The organism is Candidatus Accumulibacter propinquus (genome assembly GCF_056856495.1).
On record NZ_JBSEHC010000001.1, the window covers coordinates 25,217 to 42,768 of the forward strand.

The following is a 17,552-nucleotide window of genomic DNA, read 5'->3' on the forward strand; positions in this document are numbered from 1 at the left end:
CATGCCGGCTGTACGGGATGAATATGCTGGCACCCTTATCGGAATCCTGCCTTGACCGCTGCCATCACAGTTCCGTCGCAAATTGTCATCGCTTCCCGTGAATCCCGCCTGGCTCTTTGGCAGGCAGAACACGTCCGGGAGCGACTGGCGCAATTATATCCAAAGACTACGGTCACGATCCTCGGCATGACCACCCGAGGTGACCAGATCCTGGACCGACCCCTGTCGGCAATTGGTGGCAAGGGACTGTTCATCAAGGAACTCGAGGTGGCCATGCAGGCCGGGCGCGCCGACCTGGCGGTGCATTCGCTGAAGGATGTGCCGATGGAAATGCCGACCGGCTTCGTGCTTGCCGCCATTTCGGCGCGAGAGAATCCCTGTGATGCCTTCGTCTCCCCGCGTTTTGATACGCTCGACGATCTGCCACCCGAGGCCGTGGTCGGCACTTCCAGCCTGCGCCGTGCGGCGATCCTGCGCGCCAGGTATCCGCAACTTACCGTCAGAAGCCTGCGCGGTAATCTCGATACACGCCTCAAAAAGCTCGATGCCGGTGAATACGACGCGATCATCCTGGCTGCGGCGGGCCTGATTCGTCTTGGGCTGGCGCAGCGCATACGTTCACTGCTGACGCCCGAGCAGTCCTTGCCGGCGCCGGGGCAGGGGGTGCTGGCGGTGGAAGTGTCGTCGGCGCGAACCGACATGATCACATCTGTGGCAGCACTCAACGATGCCGCGACCGCCCATTGTGTACGCGCCGAACGCGCCTTCTCGCGCGCTCTGGGTGGTAGCTGCCAAGTACCGCTGGCGGCCTATGCGGTGCTCGACGACGCGGGTCTTTGGTTGCGTGGGCTGATCGCGACGCCGGATGGCGGCCGCATGCTTGCCGGAGAACTGCGAGGCGCGCCGCAGGACGACGAGTCGATCGGTTGCATGCTGGCGCAGGTGCTGCGCAATCAGGGGGCGGACGCCATCCTGGAGAGTCTTTCAGCCGGCCAATGACCGAGCCCCTGAGCGGCAGGACAATCGTTGTTACCCGCCCGCGTGCGCAGGCGTCCAGGCTGGCCGATCTGATCGCCGGGCAGGGTGGCGAAGCGGTAATTTTTCCCCTGCTCGAAATTTCGCCGGTCGCGGATCCGGGATTCCTGCAAGCAGCGGTCCTCGGTCTCGACAGTTGCTCGCTGGCAATCTTCATCAGTCCCAACGCCGTCGCTTTCAGCATGCCGGTGATTCTCGGCAGGCGTGCCTGGCCGGCAGGCCTGCGGGCTGCCGCGATCGGGCAGAGCAGCGTCGCGTTGCTCGCCAGTTACGGAATTGCGAACACTCTGGCGCCCACCGAACGTTTCGATTCCGAGGCCCTCCTTGAACTGCCGGAATTGCAGCGCGGGTCCGTTGCCGGCAGGCGGGTGGTCATCTTTCGCGGTAATGGTGGGCGCGAATTGCTCGCTCAGACGCTCCGCGGACGCGGTGCCGAAGTCGACTACGTCACCTGCTACCAGCGCTCGGCACCGACCGATGCGGAGCCCTTGCGAGAACTGTGGCGGAGCGGCCAGCTTGACGCCCTGACCATTTCTTCGAGTGAGGGCTTGCGCAACCTGGTCGATCTGCTTGATACCCCGGGACGCGCCTGCCTTCAGTCTACCCCGCTATTCGTGCCGCACCAGCGTATTGCCGATCTGGCGTTGGCGCTGGGACTGTCGCGGGTGATCCTGACCGGCCCGGCCGATGCCGGAATCATGGCCGCTTTGCGCGCATATCATTGGCGTTGATCATGAATCCCGTCTGGGTGGCTAGGCCCAATCGCGCGGTGTCAGCAAGTCGTAGAGCGCGGCTTCCGCCGTGCCGGCTTCGGGTTGCCAGTCGTAGCGCCATTTGACGACCGGTGGCAGCGACATCAGGATCGATTCCGTGCGCCCACCTGACTGCAGGCCAAACAGCGTGCCACGATCCCAGACCAGGTTGAACTCGACGTAACGGCCGCGCCGGTAGGCCTGGAAGTCGCGTTCACGTTCGCCATAAGGCAGTGTCTGTCGCCTGTCGATGATCGGCAGGTAGGCGTCGGCGAACGCATCGCCGACGGCGCGAGTCAGCGCGAAGCAGCGCTCGAAGCCACCCTCGGCAAGGTCGTCGAAGAACACGCCACCGACTCCGCGCGGTTCGTTGCGGTGCTTGAGGAAGAAATACTCGTCGCACCATTTCTTGTAGCGGGCATGCGTCCCTTCACCGAAAGGCAGCAGGGCTTGCTTGCAGGTGCTGTGAAAATGCCGGATGTCGTCGGTGAAAGCATAATACGGCGTCAAATCCATGCCACCGCCAAACCACCACGCAGGCTCGGTATCCGGCCTGGTGGCGATCAGCGCCCGGACGTTCATGTGTGCCGTCGGACAGTAAGGGTTTTCTGGATGCAGGACCAGCGAAACGCCCATGGCGGCGAAGGCACGGCCGGCGAGTTCGGGTCGCTTGGCGGTTGCCGAGGCCGGCAGGGAGGCGCCACTGACCTGCGAGAAGGCGACCCCGCCCCGCTCGAATACGCGACCACCCTCGATGACGCAGGTGCAACCGTTGCCCGCGAGGCCAGCGCCGGCTTCCTTTACCCAGGGGTCAACCCGGAAGCGGGCCCCAGCTTCACCTTCGACCGCTTCGAGTGTCGCCATGAGGCGCGCCTGCAGGCCGGTGAAGTAGGCCTGTAGCCGGGTCGTATCGATCATACTCTGCGCGCCACGCAACGGGCCCACTGCGCTTGCCACAGGTTCATCGGCTGAGGGCGCGGTGGCCGATGTCGCGGCGATACTGCATGCCGTCGAAGTGAATGCCGACAATCAGATCGTAGGCCCGCTTCTGTGCCTGCTTGAGATTGTCGGACAGGGTCGTGACACACAGCACACGGCCACCGGCGGTGACGATCTGGCCATCCTTTTCGGCCGTTCCGGCATGGAAGACATGGCTGTCGTCGCTGGCCGGAGGCAAGCCGCTGATCAGATCTCCGGTGCGTGGCGTGTCGGGGTAATGGGCTGCAGCGAGCACGACGCCGAGTGCAATGCGGCGATCCCAGCTTGCTTCAACCAGGTTGAGTCGGCCGGCGACGGCATGGTCGAGCAGGTCGAGCAGGTCGGACTTCAGGCGCATCATGATCGGCTGGGTTTCGGGGTCCCCCAGGCGGCAGTTGAACTCTACCGTTTTCACCGATCCGTCCTTGCCGATCATCAGGCCGGCGTAGAGGAAGCCGGTATAGGGGATGCCGTCGGCAGCCATGCCCCGCACCGTGGGCAGGATGATCTCGCGCATGGCGCGGGCGTGCACTTCCGGAGTGACCACCGGCGCCGGCGAGTAGGCGCCCATGCCGCCGGTGTTGGGGCCGGTATCCCCGTCGCCGATTCGCTTGTGATCCTGGGTCGATGCCAAGGGAAGGGCGTTCCTGCCATCGACCATGACGATGAAGCTCGCCTCCTCGCCTTCCAGGAACTCTTCGATGACGACGCGTGCCGCGGAACCGTCCGCCGGGTCGGCCGATGGGTTGTCCGGGAGCATCCGTGCGATGGCGGCATGCGCCTCGTCCAGGTTCATGGCCACCACTACGCCCTTGCCTGCGGCCAGTCCGTCGGACTTGATGACGATCGGCGTGCCCTGCTGGTCGATATAGGCTTGTGCCGCTACTCTGTCGGTGAACGTCCTGTAGCGCGCGGTCGGGATATTGTGCCTGGCCATGAAGCGTTTGGCGAAATCCTTCGAACTCTCGAGTTGCGCCGCTTCCCTGGTCGGACCAAAGATCTTGAGTCCGCGTGCGCGGAAGACATTGACGATACCGGCGGCGAGCGGCGCTTCCGGACCCACTACCGTAAGGTGGACGCGCTGTCTGGCAGCGAAATCGGCGAGTGCTTCCGGATCGCTGAGGTTGACGTTTTCGAGTTCCCGCTCGCGGGCAGTCCCGGCGTTGCCGGGGGCGACGAAGACTTTCTGTAGTCCAGGGGTTTTCGCCAGACGCCAGGCGAGTGCGTGTTCGCGACCGCCGGAACCGATGACCAGTAACTTCATAAGGATCCTTTCACCGCCAGAGCCCTTGCAGGTAGCCGCGAACGTCTACCCGAGGATCTCCCGAGCCACAAACCAGTCGTGACAACCGTCACCGCAACGCCATCCATCGTCACCTGCGCATTTCCCTTGCCAAGAAAGGTCAGTGCCGGAAATGCCGGGTGCCGGTAAACACCATTGCCAGGCCATGCTCGTTGGCCGCGGCGATCACTTCCTCGTCGCGCATTGACCCGCCCGGCTGGATGACCGCCTTGGCGCCTGCCGCCGCCAGTACATCGAGCCCATCGCGGAAAGGAAAGAAAGCATCGGAGGCGACACAGGATCCGGTCAGATCGAGGCCGGCATTCTGCGCCTTGCTGGCCGCGATACGCGTCGAATCGACCCGGCTCATCTGACCGGCACCAACGCCCAGGGTCATGCCGCGACCACAGAAGACGATGGCGTTGGACTTGACGAACTTGGCGACTCGATAGGCGAACAAGAGGTCTTCAACCTGGGCCTCGGTCGGGACGATCCGGCTCACCACTTTCAGGTCGGACGCCTGGACATTGAAACGGTCTGGCGTTTGCAGCAGCAGCCCCCCACCGACGCGCTTCATTTCGAAGGCGTGATAGATCCTGGCCAGCGGCAGTTCGAGGACGCGCAGATTCTGCTTGGCCGCCAGCATGTTCCTGGCGGTGTCACTGAAAGCCGGCGCGAGTAGGACTTCGACAAAGTGCTTGCGGGCATTCATGGCCGCGACCACTTCGGCGTCAACCGTGCCGTTGAAAGCGATGATGCCGCCAAACGCCGAGGTCGAGTCGGTCTGGAAGGCTTTTTCGTAGGCCGTCAGCAGGGATTCCGCGACCGCCACGCCACAAGGATTGGCATGTTTGATGATCACGCAGGCCGGCGTTTCGAAGGTCTTGACGCACTCCCAGGCAGCATCGGCATCGGCGATGTTGTTGTATGAGAGTTCCTTGCCCTGCAACTGCCGGTAGTTGGCGATCGAGCCCGCAAGCGGCGTCGGGTCGCGGTAGAACGCGGCCTGTTGATGCGGATTCTCACCATAACGCAGCGTTTCGACGCGATCGAACGCGAGTTGCAATTGTTCGGGAAACGGTTGCGGTTGGTTGTCTGCATCAAGCGATGTCAGCCAGTTGGCGATTGCCGCGTCGTAGCGTGCCGTGTGCACAAACGCCTTCCTGGCCAGCCTGAAGCGCGTGCCCAAACTCAGTTGGCCATCGCTGGAGGCCATCTCGGCGAGTAGCGCCGCGTAGTCCTGAGGGTCGGTGACGACGGCTACCCCGGGGTAGTTCTTGGCCGACGAGCGCACCATCGCCGGGCCACCAATGTCGATATTCTCGATGGCCTCGTCGAGCGTGACGCCAGCCTTGGCAATCGTTTCGCGAAAGGGATAGAGATTCACGCAGACCAGATCGATCGTCGGGATGTCATGCTGTTCCAGGGTGTACAGGTGCTCGGGCAAGTCACGGCGAGCCAGGATCCCCGCGTGTATCTTCGGATGCAGGGTCTTGACGCGGCCATCGAGCATTTCCGGGAACCCCGTGTAGTCACCGACTTCGGTGACTGGCAGGCCGGCATCGCGGAGCATCCTGGCGGTACCGCCGGTGGACAACAGGTTGACGCCGTGAGCGACCAGCCCGGCGGCGAATTCGAGCGCGCCATGCTTGTTGGAGAGACTGATGAGGGCTTGACGGATTTTCATGATGGGCCGGTCGTGAAATTATCGTGAGAGTGATGTGATGGAAACAGGCAAGCGCTTGGTTCAACCCAGCAGTTTGAGGTCGACCAGTTTCTTGCGCAGCGTATTGCGATTGATGCCGAGGATCTCCGCTGCCAGTGTCTGGTTGCCGCCGGTCTGTTTGAGAACGACTGCAAACATCGGGCGTTCGACGCTGCGGATGACCATCTCGTAGACTGCAGCCGGTTTCTCGCCGTCAAGCCTGCGAAAGTAGTTTTCCAGAGCTTTGTAAACGCAGCCCGCGATATCGTCGTCGTTGCCGGTATCGTCATTCTGGTTCATGCTGCGAGGTCCTCCAGATGGGCGTCGACAAATGCCGCCGCGTCCGGCGCGGTGGTGTCGTAAGGCAGGTGCTCATGGTGCTCGGCGAGGCCGAAGAAGAAGGCATTGACCGCGTCTCTTTGCCGGCTGATGTCCGGCAACTGGTTCATCATGTGACGGAAAGCCGCCGATCCGACGAGCCCCCTGGTGTACCACGAAATGTGCTTGCGTGCGATGCGTACGCCGGTATCGATGCCATAGAACAGATACAGTTCCTCGAGGTGGGCAAGCAGTACCGCTTGAATTTCGCTGACACGCGGCGGTGGCAGGTGGCTTCCGGTCTTCAGGAAGTGTTCGATCTCCCGGAACAGCCAGGGACGCCCTTGCGCAGCGCGGCCGATCATCACTGCGTCGGCACCGGTCATGTCGAGAACGAACTTCGCCTTTTCCGGCGAAGCGATGTCGCCGTTGGCGATGACTGGAATTGCCGCCGCCGCCTTCACTGCCCGGATCGTTTCATATTCCGCCTGGCCGCTGTAACCGCAGGCGCGGGTGCGGCCGTGCATGGCCAGCGCCCTGATCCCCGCCTGCTCGGCGATCTTCAGGATACGCAGGGCGTTTCGGTTGGCGGTGTCCCAACCGGTACGGATCTTCAGTGTCACCGCGGTATTCGGCACGGCATCGACGACCGCTTCGAGAATCTGCCGGACCAGTATCTCATCCCTGAGCAGCGCGGAACCGGCCATTACGTTACAGATCTTTTTTGCCGGGCAACCCATGTTGATGTCGATGATCTGCGCACCCCGGTCGACGTTGTAGCGCGCAGCCTCGGCCATCATGGCCGGAATGGCGCCGGCAATCTGTACCGAAATCGGCGCGACCTCCCCGTCGTGGTTGGCGCGTCGGCGGGTCTTCATGCTGCCATAGAGCAGTGAATTGGACGTGACCATTTCGGAGACGGCCAGACCAGCGCCCATTTGCTTGCACAGTTGCCTGAAAGGGCGATCGGTCACGCCCGCCATCGGCGCGACAAACAGCTGATTGCGAAGCGAAAAACCGAGGAATTCCATGGCGATCCGGTGCCGGCGTGCAGGGCAAGAGTGGGATTCTACCTCGATTGCTGTCCCGAAAACAGACAGTTCTTGCCCGCATCCGATACGCGCAAAGGCCACCACAGCCCTCAGCCCATCGCGCGCGGTCGCGAAGACGGCGCAGCCGTCGGCTCCTGGATGGTGCGGGCGGGGAATCGCGGTGCCCGTGGCTGCTCCGGTTACAGGATTTGGAGTTCGCGCAGGTAGCGTTGCCAGTTGGCGACGTAGTGATCAGCGCTGTGCTGCAGGCGATCGACTTCTTCTGCGCTGAGCTGGCGTACGACTTTGCCGGGGGAGCCGACGATCAGCGAATGGTCCGGGAAGATCTTGCCTTCGGGAATCAGCGTGTTGGCGCCGACAATGCAGCCCTTGCCGATCACCGCGCGATTGAGCAGCACCGAGCCGATGCCGATCAAGGCTCCGTCACCTACCGTGCAGCCGTGCAGCATCACCAGATGGCCGACCGTGACGTCGCGGCCGATCGACAGCGGTACGCCTTCATCGGTGTGCAGCACGCAATTGTCCTGGATGTTGCTGTTCTCGCCGATGCTGACCGGATCGTTGTCGCCGCGCACGGTCGCGCTCCACCAGATCGAGGCGTTTTTTGCGAGCCGGACGTCGCCGATTACGATGGCATTGGGGGCGACCCAGCTTTGAGGGTCGATCTGCGGGCGCTTGGCGCCGATGGCGTAGATGGGCATGGCTTGAATCTCGCGGTGGTTGCAGGTGAACAATTGTAGCCTGGCCGGCTATTGATGGCGTAGCGCCTCGATCGGATCGAGGCCGGATGCCCGGTGCGCCGGATAATAACCGAAGAAGATGCCGATCCCTGCGGCGACGCCAAAGGCAACCAGGATCGAGCCGCCGGAAATGACGATCACCATGTCGGTGACAGCGTTGGTGAGCAGGGCGCCGGCGATGCCGAGGACGAGGCCGATCAGGCAACCGGCAACCGAGATCATCAGCGCTTCGAGCAGAAACTGCGTCAGGATGTCTTTCTGGCGGGCGCCGATGGCCATGCGGATGCCAATTTCGCGCGTTCGTTCGGTTACCGAGACGAGCATGATGTTCATGATGCCGATGCCGCCCACGAGCAGCGAAACCGAAGCGATGGCACCGAGCAGGACCGACATCACCCGCGTGGTTTCGGCGGCGGAATCGGCCGCGGCGGCGAGGTTGCGCAGATAGAAGTCATTGTCCTGACCTTCGCGAATGCGATGGCGCTGGCGGAGCAGGGCGGTCATGCTCCTTTCGACGCTCGCCATCGCTTCCGCCGAGGTGGCCTGGACCATGATCAGACGCACCGAACCCGCAAAGGGCGTACCGAAGACCTTGCGCTGGGCGGTGCTCAGCGGAATGATCAGGGTATCGTCCTGGTCACGTCCGTCGAGGTTCTGTCCCTTCTTGCCGAGCACGCCGATGATCACGAAGGGACTCTGGCGGATACGGATGGTCTTGCCGAGGGGATCGTCGTTGGCGAACAGATTGTCGGCGGCCGTCTGTCCGATCAGTGCGACGCGCGTTGCCGACCGGACATCCGAGTCGCCGAAGGGGTGGCCGCTGACGATCGTCCACGCACGTGCCTCGAGGTAAGGCGGGGTGGTACCGACCACCGTCGAACTCCAGTTGTTGGGACCATACACCAGTTGCTGCGTGCCTTGATGCACCGGCGCGACGTTGGCCACCCCGTCGAGCTCGGCGATCGCTTCGGCATCGGCGACGGTCAGCGTCGGGCCGCCGCCACCGCCGCTGCGCAGGCCGCCGGTGCTGGTCGACCCGGAGATCAGGATGTACAGATTGCTGCCCATGGTGCTGATGGTTTGCGCCACCGCATACTGCGCGCCCTGGCCGATGGCCATCATCAGCACCACCGAGCCGACGCCGATGACCATCCCGAGCATGGTCAGGATGGTGCGCAGGCGATTGGCGCCCATCGCCTGCCAGGCCTCGCGGAGCATTGCCTTCAGCATGCGGCAAGCGCGCGTGCCGCCGTCGGAACGTCGCTGACGAGGCGGCCGTCGAGGAAACGCACCTGCCGCCTGGCGCAGGCGGCGATGTCCGGCTCGTGGGTGACCAGCACGATGGTGATTCCTTCCCGGTTGAGTTCCGTAAACAGGGCCATGATTTCCTCGCTGGTATGGCTGTCGAGGTTTCCGGTCGGTTCGTCGGCGAGGATCAATTGTGGCGAGTTCACCAGCGCGCGGGCAATCGCCACGCGTTGTTGCTGGCCGCCCGAGATGCGGCTGGGCAGCGATGCGGCGTAATCGCCGAGGCCGACCCGTGCCAGTTCCTGCAGGGCGCGGGCTCGCCGCGCATCGCGCTCGACGCCGGCGTAAACCAATGGCAGGGCGACGTTGTCGGCCAGCGTCATCCGTGGCAGCAGGTTGAAGCCCTGGAATACGAAGCCGATGGTGCGGTTGCGCAGTGTCGCCAATTCGTCCTTGCCCAGTTGGGCGACGTTGCGGCCGACCAGGAAGTAGTCGCCGCTGGTCGGCGTATCGAGGCAGCCGAGCAGGTTCATGAAGGTTGATTTGCCGGATCCCGAGGGGCCCATGATGGCCACGAATTCGCCGGCTTCGATAGCCAGGTCGACTCCGCTCAGAGCCGCAAAGGGGCCGGCGGCCGTGCGGTACGACTTGCCCACGGCAAGAGTGCGTATGACCACCTGCGACATCAGAACAGCCGCATTCCCACGCTGCTCGGCTTGCCGGAGGTGTTGGCGATATTCTCGCCGATGACGACCGTATCGCCTGCCTTCAGTTCGCCGCCAAGCACCTCGGTGCTGCGGTTGTCGGTGATTCCGAGTTGCACACTGACCGCTTTCAGTTCGTCCTTGTCGATGCGGTATACCGTGCCGCTGGCGCTGTCGCGCTTCCTGCCCTTGCCCTTCGCTTCGCCGGCACCCTCGCCGGTGGCTTTCGCGCTGCCCGGTGGGGCACTGCCGCCTGGCGGCTTGTCGCCGGCGGCGATGTCGCTGGGCTTGAAACGCAAGGCCGCGTTCGGCACCAGCAGAGCATCCTGACGGCTGGCTACGCCGATGCTGACGTAGGCGGTCATGCCGGGCAGCAGAATCTGTTCGGGGTTGGAGAGCGACACGCGAACGTTGTAGGTCACGACGTTCTGCTGGGTCGTCGGGTTGAGGCGAATCTGCTGCACCTGCCCCTGGAAGCTGCGGTTGGGGAAGGCGTCGACGGTGAATCGGACCTTCTGCCCCTCGCGGATACTGCCGATGTCGGCTTCTGCAAAGCTCGAGTCGATACGCATTTCCGAGAGATCCTGCGCGATCTTGATCAGCGTGGGTGTTTGCAGACTGGCGGCTACGGTTTGCCCGAGGTCGACCACGCGGTCTACGACGACGCCCGAGACGGGAGAGCGGATCGTCGTGTACCGTAGATTGACCTGGTCCTTGTCGGCCGCGGCTTTGGCCTGTGCGAGTTGCGCTTCGGTCGAGCGGCGAGCCTGCAGTGCCTGTTCGAGTTCCTGCCGTGACACGTATTCCTGTTCGAACAGAGCCTGCATGCGCACTTCATTGGCGCGGGCCAGATCGAGTGCCGCTGCGACATTGCGGACGTTGGCCGCGGTTTGGCGCGCCTGCGCGGCGAGCAGCGCGTCGTCGAGTTCGAGCAGTGCCTGGCCTTTCTCGACCTTGTCGTTGAAGTCTACATAGAGCCTGGTCACCGTGCCGGAGACCTGCGTACCGACACTGACCAGCACCACCGGGTTGAGCGTGCCGTTGGCCGATACCGTCTGCGTCACTTCGCCCCGGTCGATGGTCTGCAGCTTGTAGCGTTGTTCCGGAGATTGCGTTGTGGTCTGGCGGTACCAGTAGGCACCGCCAGCGATGGTGACCATCAGCGCAACGATTGCAGAGCGTTTGAGGGAAATCATGGGTTGGAAGCTTTCTTGCCGCCTTCGGCCGGGAGTAGCAGGCGGCTGTCGAGGGCGCCAACGGCCCTGGCCAGAGTAGCGCGTGAAACCTGCCAGTCGAGCATTGCCTGGATGCGCTGCAGGCGCGCGTTGGCGAGCGCGCTCTGAGCGTTGAGCACGTCGAGGATGTTGCCGACGCCAGCTTTGTAGCGTCCGAGGGCGACACGCTCGGATTGTTCGGCGCTGGCCAGCAGGTCGAGGGTGGTTCGGATCGTCTGGGTGGCGGTGCTCAGGTTCTGGTACGCCTCCCAGACGTCGAGCGCGACTTGCTGGCGGACGTTGTAGCGGCGTGCGCTCTGGACGTCGGTTCTGGCTTCGGCGGCGCGGACGTTGTAGGTGGTATTGAAACCGGAAAACAGTGGCAGGTTGACGATCAAACCGATCGAGCTGGCGTTGGCCGAGGCGCCGCCGATGTCTTCCCATCGGGGTCCGGCGTTCAGCGACAGGGTCGGCAATCCGGCGGCTCGCGCATAGGCGACGCCATATTGCGCGGCTTTCAGCTCGGCTTCGGCGGCCTTCAGTTCGGGGCGGCGTTCGCGTGCTTCGGCAATCAGTGTGGCGACATCGCCCTCAAAGCCGGCAACGGGAGCCGACGCCGGAATGTCGTCGAGCCGCAGTGGCTGATTGGCGTCGAGCCCCATGATATTGGCCAGCCGGCCCAGGCTGTTTCTGAGAACGCCCTCGGCCCGGATGCGGAACAGAGTGGTCTGTGACCAGGCGGTCTGCGCCTGCAGGCGGTCGGCGGGAGTGCCGGTGCCGACGCGGTAGCGGACCTCGGCTGCCGACAGGCTTTCGCGGCTGGCTCTTTCGGATTCGAGCGCGGCGGTGACCGCGGCACGTGCGGCCTGAACGTTGTAATAGGCCTGCAGGGCACCGAGAAAAACGCTCTGCACAGTCGAGTCGAGCGTCGAAACGGCGGCGCTGAATAACTGCGTTGCCACTTCGAGATTTGCCGAACGGGCTCCGAAGTCGAACAGCAACCACGACAGCGTCAGCGATGCATTGCGCTGGGTGGTGCTCCGTGAATCGGCCCTGATCCGGCTGGCGGCCACCTGACCATCGACCGTCGGCAGGAAGTCGGACTGCGCCAGGCCGACCTGGGCGGCTTGCACCCGCGCGTACGACCACGCCTCACGGGTTGTCGGGTTCTTGCATAATGCCAGGTCGACGACTTCCAGCATCCCATAGACAGCATCGGCGGGCAGTGCCTGGCAAGGCATGCGGTGAAGCTCGCCGCTGATCGTCAGCGCAGGACGAGCTGGGGTAAGCGCGCGGATGGCGAACGGGTCGCTGGCTTCGAAGGCCTGCAACGGGGTCGCAAATCCGGCACACAAGGTGGCGAGGGCGAGGCGGGACAATATGGCGCCATGGGCGAGCGCAGTCGGTCGGGATGTGATGTAGGCCATTTTTCGCTAGTATAGCGAGGCTTGCCGCGATGTCTTGCGACACTGACGCCTTGGTGCAGCGTCCGGCAGGTTTTTCCGTTAGCAAATATTACCACCCGCAACGGCGACCGGCCGCGGCGACACGCACATCAGGATGGCAGCAGCGATGACGACGACGAGCACCTGCGAGGCGCCTTGCCGGAGGGTCTGGGGGGTATGTCAGGCGGACACTCGGGCGGGCGTGCAAGCATCTGCCGGTCAAGGTCGTATCGCCGCCGCAAGGCAGTCTTCCACGGGAGCCGGGTGATGCCGTGGATGGAAGCGGTTGGCCTCTTGGTCATGCTGGCCGGAGGGTGGTTCTGGCTTGACAGCTTCAAGGCGCGCGAGGCCGGCATGGTTGCCGCGCGTGCCGCCTGTGCCGCAGAGAACCTGCTGCTGCTTGACGACACCGTGGCGCTGGGGGCGCTGCGTCCAGCGCGTGACGACGATGGCCGGCTGCGCCTGCGGCGTGTTTATCATTTCGAGTACAGCGATACCGGGGATAATCGCCGTCACGGTCGGGTTACCCTGCTCGGCAGTGAGTTGCTGATGGTGCATCTGCCGCAGACGCGCTCGCCGCGGCTGTGCTCGCCTTCCGCCTAGAACGCAGTGACCCACTTGAAAAAGAACTTGTTGCCCTGGAAGCGGTTGTCGACGCTGCTTTCGTGGTTCCAGGAGCCGACGAAACTCATCCCCTTGTAGTCGTACTTGATTGCCGGACCGTAGGCAAAGACCTGGCCGCGCCGGCCATCCGGGCCAACTTTCTGGCCGTTCACCTGGTCGTCGGTGGTCTGCCGCAGGTAGTAGCCGGCTAGTCCGACGGCCCACGGCCCGAAGTGCTGGCCGATCAGGTAGTCCATGTGGAACTCATTGCCCGACTGATAGTCGGTGTCGAGGTTCTTGGTCTTGAGGTTGTACATCAGTTTGGCGGATGCTTCGAAACCACCTTGGTTCAGGTAGGTGAAAGCGAAGATCGGCTCGAAGCTGTAGTAGTTGGCTCCGATGCTGTCGGTGGGGTTGCTTTTGCTGTACTTGCCGGTGGGCAGGTAGATGTCGACACCGACGGTCAGGTGCCAGTCCGGCGGGAAATGCCAGCCGATGATCAGCGGGTCAATGACGATGTCGCCAAGGCCGAAGACGCTGCCGTTGCCGATACCTGGAAACGGGGTGTGCATTCTCTGGGAGACGAGCGGTACGATCGCATGCACCGCCCAGTCTCCACCAAAGATCTTCTGATTGGTGACGTGGATGAAGCGCAGAGCATCGAAAGTGGCACTGACGTTCAGCCCCGGAACCTTGTGGCCATCGTTGTCGCGATAGTCACCCTGGTAATAGCCGAGGTAGTTGATGAAGTAGTTGCCGGGCGGCGGCAGCGCGCCGGCCATGAAGTTCTCGGATCCGTTCGGATATTGGTCAGGCCCCTCCTTGGCGAGGACCGGGGTGCCGGCGAGCAGGGCCGGCACCGCCAGAAGCAGAATGCTTTGCACGGTGTTCATTGGTTTTCTTCTCCCTTGTTGGTGTACGGCAGCGGCAGCATGATAGCTTGTCCCGGTGGTGAGCAGCCAGCATCACAACAGCGGCCTGGTTGTCGATTGCGGGTGATCGGGCGCGCGTCATCGTGCAGTACGCCCCGGTCAAGCAGCCGTTCGACCAGTTCGACCTTGTTGCCCAGCGGGTAGTGGCGCCAGATCTCCTGCTTCAATGCCGCCGGCGAGCCGCCGCCATGCAGGCTGATCAACGAATACCAGCCACCCTGGTACGACGCGCTCAGGTCTTCGATGAAACGGGCGACCTCGATCCGCTTGTCGTAGGGCACCATCGGGTTGGCGCGCAGGACCTCGGCGAGGGTCGCCGAGGTCGCCGGGTTGTGGTCTTCATCGGGACCGGGTAGCGCCACGATCAACCCCCCCGACACTTCGTGTGCCAGACGATGCATGTCGTAAATCTGGGTGGAGAGCAGAAGTTTGCCGATATTGGCAAACACCGGTTCGGGCATGAAGCTGCCGCTGTGCTCGTCCCTGGTGCCGTATACGCTGGCTGCGACACCACAGGCGAAGAAGCCCTCGGTGATCTTGATCAATTCGATCATTGGTTCGCGCAGGCTGGCTTTCCGGCCCGGATCGAAGCCGTTGGCCTCGCACATCAGGGCGCCGGCACCGATCAGCAGGTCGCCGAAGCCGGCTCTGGCGGCGATGCAGCTATGGCGATGATGCGTGGCATAGTTGTAGGTCACTGCTCCGGAATGCTCCCACTCGCCGGCAAAAAAAACCCGTTCCCAAGGTACGAAAACGCGCTCGAAGATCAGCACCGCGGTCGATTGTCCATAGCGCCGCGAGAACAGGGCGGCGCCGTGTTCGAGCTTTTCTCCCGGGCGCCCTGCCGGGCGGGCAACCATCGTCAGGCCCGGCGCATCGACCGGCACCGCGCAGCACACGGCGAAATCGGCGTCGGCCGCGTCCATGTTGCGGCTCGGCATGACCAGAATTTCGTGCATGTACGGTGCGCCGGTGACGATGGCCTTGGTCCCCGAGATCACGATTCCGGCCGCGCTGCGCTCGACGAGATGCACGTAGCTGTCCGGGTTGGCTTGCTGATGAGGACGCTTCGAACGGTCGCCCTTGGCGTCGGTCATGGCGATTCCCAGAGCCAGATCGCGTGCCTGTACGTCTTCGAGGTAAGCCGCGAAGCGAGCCCGATGTTCGTTGCTGCCACACGCATCGTCGATCCTGGCGCTGACCTGGTGGATCGCGTTCAGCGCATCGTGTGCCAGATAGCGTTGCGCGCAGCCGGTCTCCTGACACAGGAGGCGCACCGCCTCGAGCTTGTTCAGCAGATCGCCTGATGACTCGTTGATGTGCAGCATGCGATTGACCGTCCGCTGGCTGTTCGCCTGGACTGCGGTCATCAGCGGCGATTTCGCGGGATCAAGCGCGAAATCATAGGTCACTGACAGTGCATTGATTCCCGGCTGCAGCGCCGGGGTATCAACAACCGGGCCGATCAACTCGCCGTCGACATAGATCCTGGGGCTGTACTGGCGCAGGGATTCGCGGTATTCGGCGCCATTCATCAGCCTGTCGGTCGGCCGCTGCCGGGATTGCGTGCTGGTCATCGTCGCTCCTCGTTGGCTCGACGGAACGGTGTTCAATCGAGGCGACAAGCGTGAAATCGGGGCAGCGAAAAGTCAAGCGTAGCGAGATCCCGGGGTTGGGGCCGAGACCCCGGAGGCTAAGCTTCGCGCGCGGCCCTGCGGCGTTCGTTGTCGGTCAGCAGGCGCTTGCGGATGCGGAGGTTCTTGGGGGTGATCTCGACAAGTTCGTCGTCGTCGATGAACTCGACGGCCGACTCCAGCGTCAGCGCCACCGGCGGCACCAGGCGCACCGCTTCGTCGGTTCCCGAGGCACGCACGTTGGTCAGTTGCTTGCCCTTGATCGGATTGACGACCAGGTCGTTCTCGCGGCTGTGGATGCCGATCACCATGCCTTCGTAGAGCTTGTCGCCGGGCACGGTGAACATGCGGCCTCGGTCCTGCAGCTTCCACAGGGAATAGGCCACCGCTTCGCCCTTCTCGCCGGAAATCAGCACGCCGTTGCGGCGGCCTGGGATGTCGCCCTTGAGCGGCGCATACTCGTCGAAAACGTGGCTCATCAGTCCGGTGCCACGCGTCAGGTTCAGGAACTCCCCCTGAAAACCGATCAGACCGCGGGCCGGGATACGGTACTCAAGACGAACGCGGCCGCGGCCGTCCGAAGACATGTCCTGAAGGTCGCCACGACGATAGCCCAAGGCTTCCATTATTGCGCCCTGGTGCGACTCGTCGACGTCGAGGGTCAGCATTTCGTAGGGTTCGCATTCCTCGCCGTCGATTTCCTTGACGATCACGCGCGGGCGGCCGACCGCCAGTTCATAGCCCTCGCGGCGCATGGTTTCGAGAAGGATCGTCAGATGCAGTTCACCGCGGCCGGAAACGAGGAAGCTGTCGGTCTCGGCAGTTTCTTCGACGCGTAACGCCATATTGGTCAGCAGTTCCTTGCGCAGGCGCTCGCCAATCTGGCGGCTGGTGACGAACTTGCCTTCGGTACCGGCGTATGGTGAGTTATTGACCATGAAGGTCATGTTCAGCGTCGGCTCGTCGATGCGCAGCATCGGCAGCGCTTCCGGCTTTTCGGTATCGGTGATCGTGCAGCCGATAGAAAGATCCTCGATCCCTGTGACCAGGACGATGTCGCCGGCGACCGCCTCGTCCAGCGGTACCCGTTCAAGACCACGGAAACCGAACACTTGACCGACCTTGGCGGTTTTCGGAGCACCATGCTCGAACTTGCCATTGGCGTCCGCCTGGCCATACATCACGATCACCTGCTGGGCTGGTTTGAGGCGCCCGCGCTGCACGCGGCCAATGCCGATGCGTCCGACGTAGCTCGAGTAGTCGAGGGCCGAAATCTGCAGTTGTAGCGGGCCATCGATCTCGTCTGCGTGCGGCGGCGAGACGTGCCGGAGAATCGTTTCGAACATCGGCCGCATGTCCGGCGAGGGCTTGGACAAATCCAGTGTCGCGTAGCCGTTGATCGCGGATGCGTAAATTACCGGGAAGTCCATCTGCTCATCGTTTGCCCCGAGCTTGTCGAAGAGGTCGAAGGTGTGGTCAACGACCCAATCCGGTCGGGCACCGTCACGGTCAATCTTGTTGACCACCACGATCGGCTTCAGACCAAGGGCGAGGGCTTTCTTGGTGACAAAGCGGGTCTGTGGCATCGGTCCTTCAACCGCGTCGACCAGCAACAGGACGCCATCGACCATCGACAGCACACGCTCTACCTCCCCGCCGAAGTCGGCGTGTCCCGGCGTGTCGACGATGTTGATATGGACACCCGCATAGTCGACTGCAAGATTCTTGGCCAGGATGGTGATGCCTCGTTCTTTTTCCAGTTCGTTCGAGTCCATCATCCGCTCGGTGATGTGCTGGTGAGCGGAGAAGCTGCCAGCCTGAACCAGTAGCTTGTCCACCAGGGTGGTCTTGCCATGGTCGACGTGGGCGATGATGGCGATGTTGCGGACGGCACGGGACATGTAGTGTCA

General features: G+C 63.1%; 16 protein-coding genes. 3 read left to right on the forward strand and 13 right to left on the reverse strand.

Going from position 1 to position 17,552, the window contains the following annotated elements:
- The first annotated feature begins 51 nt into the window (after window positions 1-51).
- Together hemC and AC15MQ_RS00115 are read left to right on the forward strand one after the other, a co-directional pair.
- Complete coding sequence (gene hemC, locus AC15MQ_RS00110; protein ID WP_483078993.1) at window positions 52-999, forward strand: hydroxymethylbilane synthase; 948 nt, start codon at window positions 52-54, stop codon at window positions 997-999.
- Window positions 996-1,766: a uroporphyrinogen-III synthase gene (locus AC15MQ_RS00115; protein WP_287665127.1), complete on the forward strand. Its 771-nt coding sequence runs from the start codon at window positions 996-998 to the stop codon at window positions 1,764-1,766. The genes hemC and AC15MQ_RS00115 overlap by 4 nt, the downstream gene beginning before the upstream one ends.
- Before the next feature lie 21 nt (window positions 1,767-1,787).
- Here the strand turns inward: AC15MQ_RS00115 and hemF are convergent, their stop codons facing one another.
- From hemF to AC15MQ_RS00165, 10 genes are all read right to left on the reverse strand, one after another.
- Complete coding sequence (gene hemF / locus AC15MQ_RS00120) at window positions 1,788-2,705, reverse strand: oxygen-dependent coproporphyrinogen oxidase (protein WP_483078994.1); 918 nt, start codon at window positions 2,703-2,705, stop codon at window positions 1,788-1,790.
- 43 nt (window positions 2,706-2,748) lie between these two features.
- Window positions 2,749-4,029, reverse strand: coding sequence for a phosphoribosylamine--glycine ligase (gene purD, locus AC15MQ_RS00125; RefSeq protein WP_483078995.1), 1,281 nt, complete (start codon window positions 4,027-4,029; stop codon window positions 2,749-2,751).
- A gap of 139 nt (window positions 4,030-4,168) precedes the next feature.
- On the reverse strand, window positions 4,169-5,734 hold the full coding sequence (gene purH, locus AC15MQ_RS00130) for a bifunctional phosphoribosylaminoimidazolecarboxamide formyltransferase/IMP cyclohydrolase (RefSeq protein WP_483078996.1): 1,566 nt from the start codon (window positions 5,732-5,734) through the stop codon (window positions 4,169-4,171).
- Window positions 5,735-5,794: 60 nt separating this feature from the next.
- On the reverse strand, window positions 5,795-6,052 hold the full coding sequence (locus AC15MQ_RS00135) for a helix-turn-helix domain-containing protein (RefSeq protein WP_287665136.1): 258 nt from the start codon (window positions 6,050-6,052) through the stop codon (window positions 5,795-5,797).
- On the reverse strand, window positions 6,049-7,101 hold the full coding sequence (gene dusB, locus AC15MQ_RS00140; protein WP_287665138.1) for a tRNA dihydrouridine synthase DusB: 1,053 nt from the start codon (window positions 7,099-7,101) through the stop codon (window positions 6,049-6,051). The genes AC15MQ_RS00135 and dusB overlap by 4 nt, the downstream gene beginning before the upstream one ends.
- A 200-nt stretch (window positions 7,102-7,301) precedes the next feature.
- Window positions 7,302-7,823 carry a gamma carbonic anhydrase family protein gene (locus AC15MQ_RS00145; protein ID WP_287652895.1) on the reverse strand — a complete coding sequence of 174 codons (522 nt, stop codon included), beginning with the start codon at window positions 7,821-7,823 and terminating at the stop codon, window positions 7,302-7,304.
- A 48-nt stretch (window positions 7,824-7,871) separates the two neighbouring features.
- The gene (locus AC15MQ_RS00150; protein WP_287652894.1) at window positions 7,872-9,092 is read right to left on the reverse strand and encodes an ABC transporter permease; all 1,221 of its coding nucleotides are present in this window, start codon (window positions 9,090-9,092) and stop codon (window positions 7,872-7,874) included.
- Complete coding sequence (locus AC15MQ_RS00155; protein ID WP_287652893.1) at window positions 9,086-9,796, reverse strand: ABC transporter ATP-binding protein; 711 nt, start codon at window positions 9,794-9,796, stop codon at window positions 9,086-9,088. Before AC15MQ_RS00155 ends, AC15MQ_RS00150 begins: the two co-directional genes overlap by 7 nt.
- The gene (locus AC15MQ_RS00160) at window positions 9,796-11,010 is read right to left on the reverse strand and encodes an efflux RND transporter periplasmic adaptor subunit (protein ID WP_287665141.1); all 1,215 of its coding nucleotides are present in this window, start codon (window positions 11,008-11,010) and stop codon (window positions 9,796-9,798) included. The genes AC15MQ_RS00155 and AC15MQ_RS00160 overlap by 1 nt, the downstream gene beginning before the upstream one ends.
- Window positions 11,007-12,407 (reverse strand): TolC family protein, encoded by a 1,401-nt coding sequence (locus AC15MQ_RS00165; RefSeq protein WP_483078997.1) that lies wholly within the window; start codon window positions 12,405-12,407, stop codon window positions 11,007-11,009. Before AC15MQ_RS00165 ends, AC15MQ_RS00160 begins: the two co-directional genes overlap by 4 nt.
- Window positions 12,408-12,740: 333 nt before the next feature.
- Here AC15MQ_RS00165 and AC15MQ_RS00170 point away from each other — a divergent pair, with 333 nt between their 5' ends.
- Window positions 12,741-13,076: a DUF3301 domain-containing protein gene (locus tag AC15MQ_RS00170; RefSeq protein WP_287652890.1), complete on the forward strand. Its 336-nt coding sequence runs from the start codon at window positions 12,741-12,743 to the stop codon at window positions 13,074-13,076.
- On the opposite strand, the gene AC15MQ_RS00175 is transcribed toward AC15MQ_RS00170, so the two are convergent.
- The 3 genes from AC15MQ_RS00175 to typA form a co-directional block, all read right to left on the reverse strand.
- Window positions 13,073-13,969 carry a SphA family protein gene (locus AC15MQ_RS00175; protein WP_287665147.1) on the reverse strand — a complete coding sequence of 299 codons (897 nt, stop codon included), beginning with the start codon at window positions 13,967-13,969 and terminating at the stop codon, window positions 13,073-13,075. The two genes, AC15MQ_RS00170 and AC15MQ_RS00175, sit on opposite strands and share 4 nt — an antisense overlap.
- Window positions 13,966-15,585: a 4-hydroxyphenylacetate 3-hydroxylase family protein gene (locus AC15MQ_RS00180; RefSeq protein ID WP_483078998.1), complete on the reverse strand. Its 1,620-nt coding sequence runs from the start codon at window positions 15,583-15,585 to the stop codon at window positions 13,966-13,968. Before AC15MQ_RS00180 ends, AC15MQ_RS00175 begins: the two co-directional genes overlap by 4 nt.
- 116 nt (window positions 15,586-15,701) lie before the next feature.
- Complete coding sequence (typA, locus tag AC15MQ_RS00185) at window positions 15,702-17,543, reverse strand: translational GTPase TypA (RefSeq protein WP_287652887.1); 1,842 nt, start codon at window positions 17,541-17,543, stop codon at window positions 15,702-15,704.
- Window positions 17,544-17,552: the final 9 nt, after the last annotated feature.

Bases quoted from the DNA above. Each gene is read 5' to 3' on its own strand.
- AC15MQ_RS00160 (WP_287665141.1), bottom strand. From the start codon at position 11,010: ATGATTTCCCTCAAACGCTCTGCAATCGTTGCGCTGATGGTCACCATC.
- AC15MQ_RS00175 (WP_287665147.1), bottom strand. From the start codon at position 13,969: ATGAACACCGTGCAAAGCATTCTGCTTCTGGCGGTGCCGGCCCTGCTC.
- AC15MQ_RS00180 (WP_483078998.1), bottom strand. From the start codon at position 15,585: ATGACCAGCACGCAATCCCGGCAGCGGCCGACCGACAGGCTGATGAAT.
- hemF (WP_483078994.1), bottom strand. From the start codon at position 2,705: ATGATCGATACGACCCGGCTACAGGCCTACTTCACCGGCCTGCAGGCG.
- AC15MQ_RS00150 (WP_287652894.1), bottom strand. From the start codon at position 9,092: ATGCTGAAGGCAATGCTCCGCGAGGCCTGGCAGGCGATGGGCGCCAAT.
- AC15MQ_RS00115 (WP_287665127.1), top strand. From the start codon at position 996: ATGACCGAGCCCCTGAGCGGCAGGACAATCGTTGTTACCCGCCCGCGT.
- AC15MQ_RS00170 (WP_287652890.1), top strand. From the start codon at position 12,741: ATGCCGTGGATGGAAGCGGTTGGCCTCTTGGTCATGCTGGCCGGAGGG.
- purH (WP_483078996.1), bottom strand. From the start codon at position 5,734: ATGAAAATCCGTCAAGCCCTCATCAGTCTCTCCAACAAGCATGGCGCG.
- AC15MQ_RS00145 (WP_287652895.1), bottom strand. From the start codon at position 7,823: ATGCCCATCTACGCCATCGGCGCCAAGCGCCCGCAGATCGACCCTCAA.
- purD (WP_483078995.1), bottom strand. From the start codon at position 4,029: ATGAAGTTACTGGTCATCGGTTCCGGCGGTCGCGAACACGCACTCGCC.
- dusB (WP_287665138.1), bottom strand. From the start codon at position 7,101: ATGGAATTCCTCGGTTTTTCGCTTCGCAATCAGCTGTTTGTCGCGCCG.
- typA (WP_287652887.1), bottom strand. From the start codon at position 17,543: ATGTCCCGTGCCGTCCGCAACATCGCCATCATCGCCCACGTCGACCAT.
- AC15MQ_RS00155 (WP_287652893.1), bottom strand. From the start codon at position 9,796: ATGTCGCAGGTGGTCATACGCACTCTTGCCGTGGGCAAGTCGTACCGC.
- AC15MQ_RS00135 (WP_287665136.1), bottom strand. From the start codon at position 6,052: ATGAACCAGAATGACGATACCGGCAACGACGACGATATCGCGGGCTGC.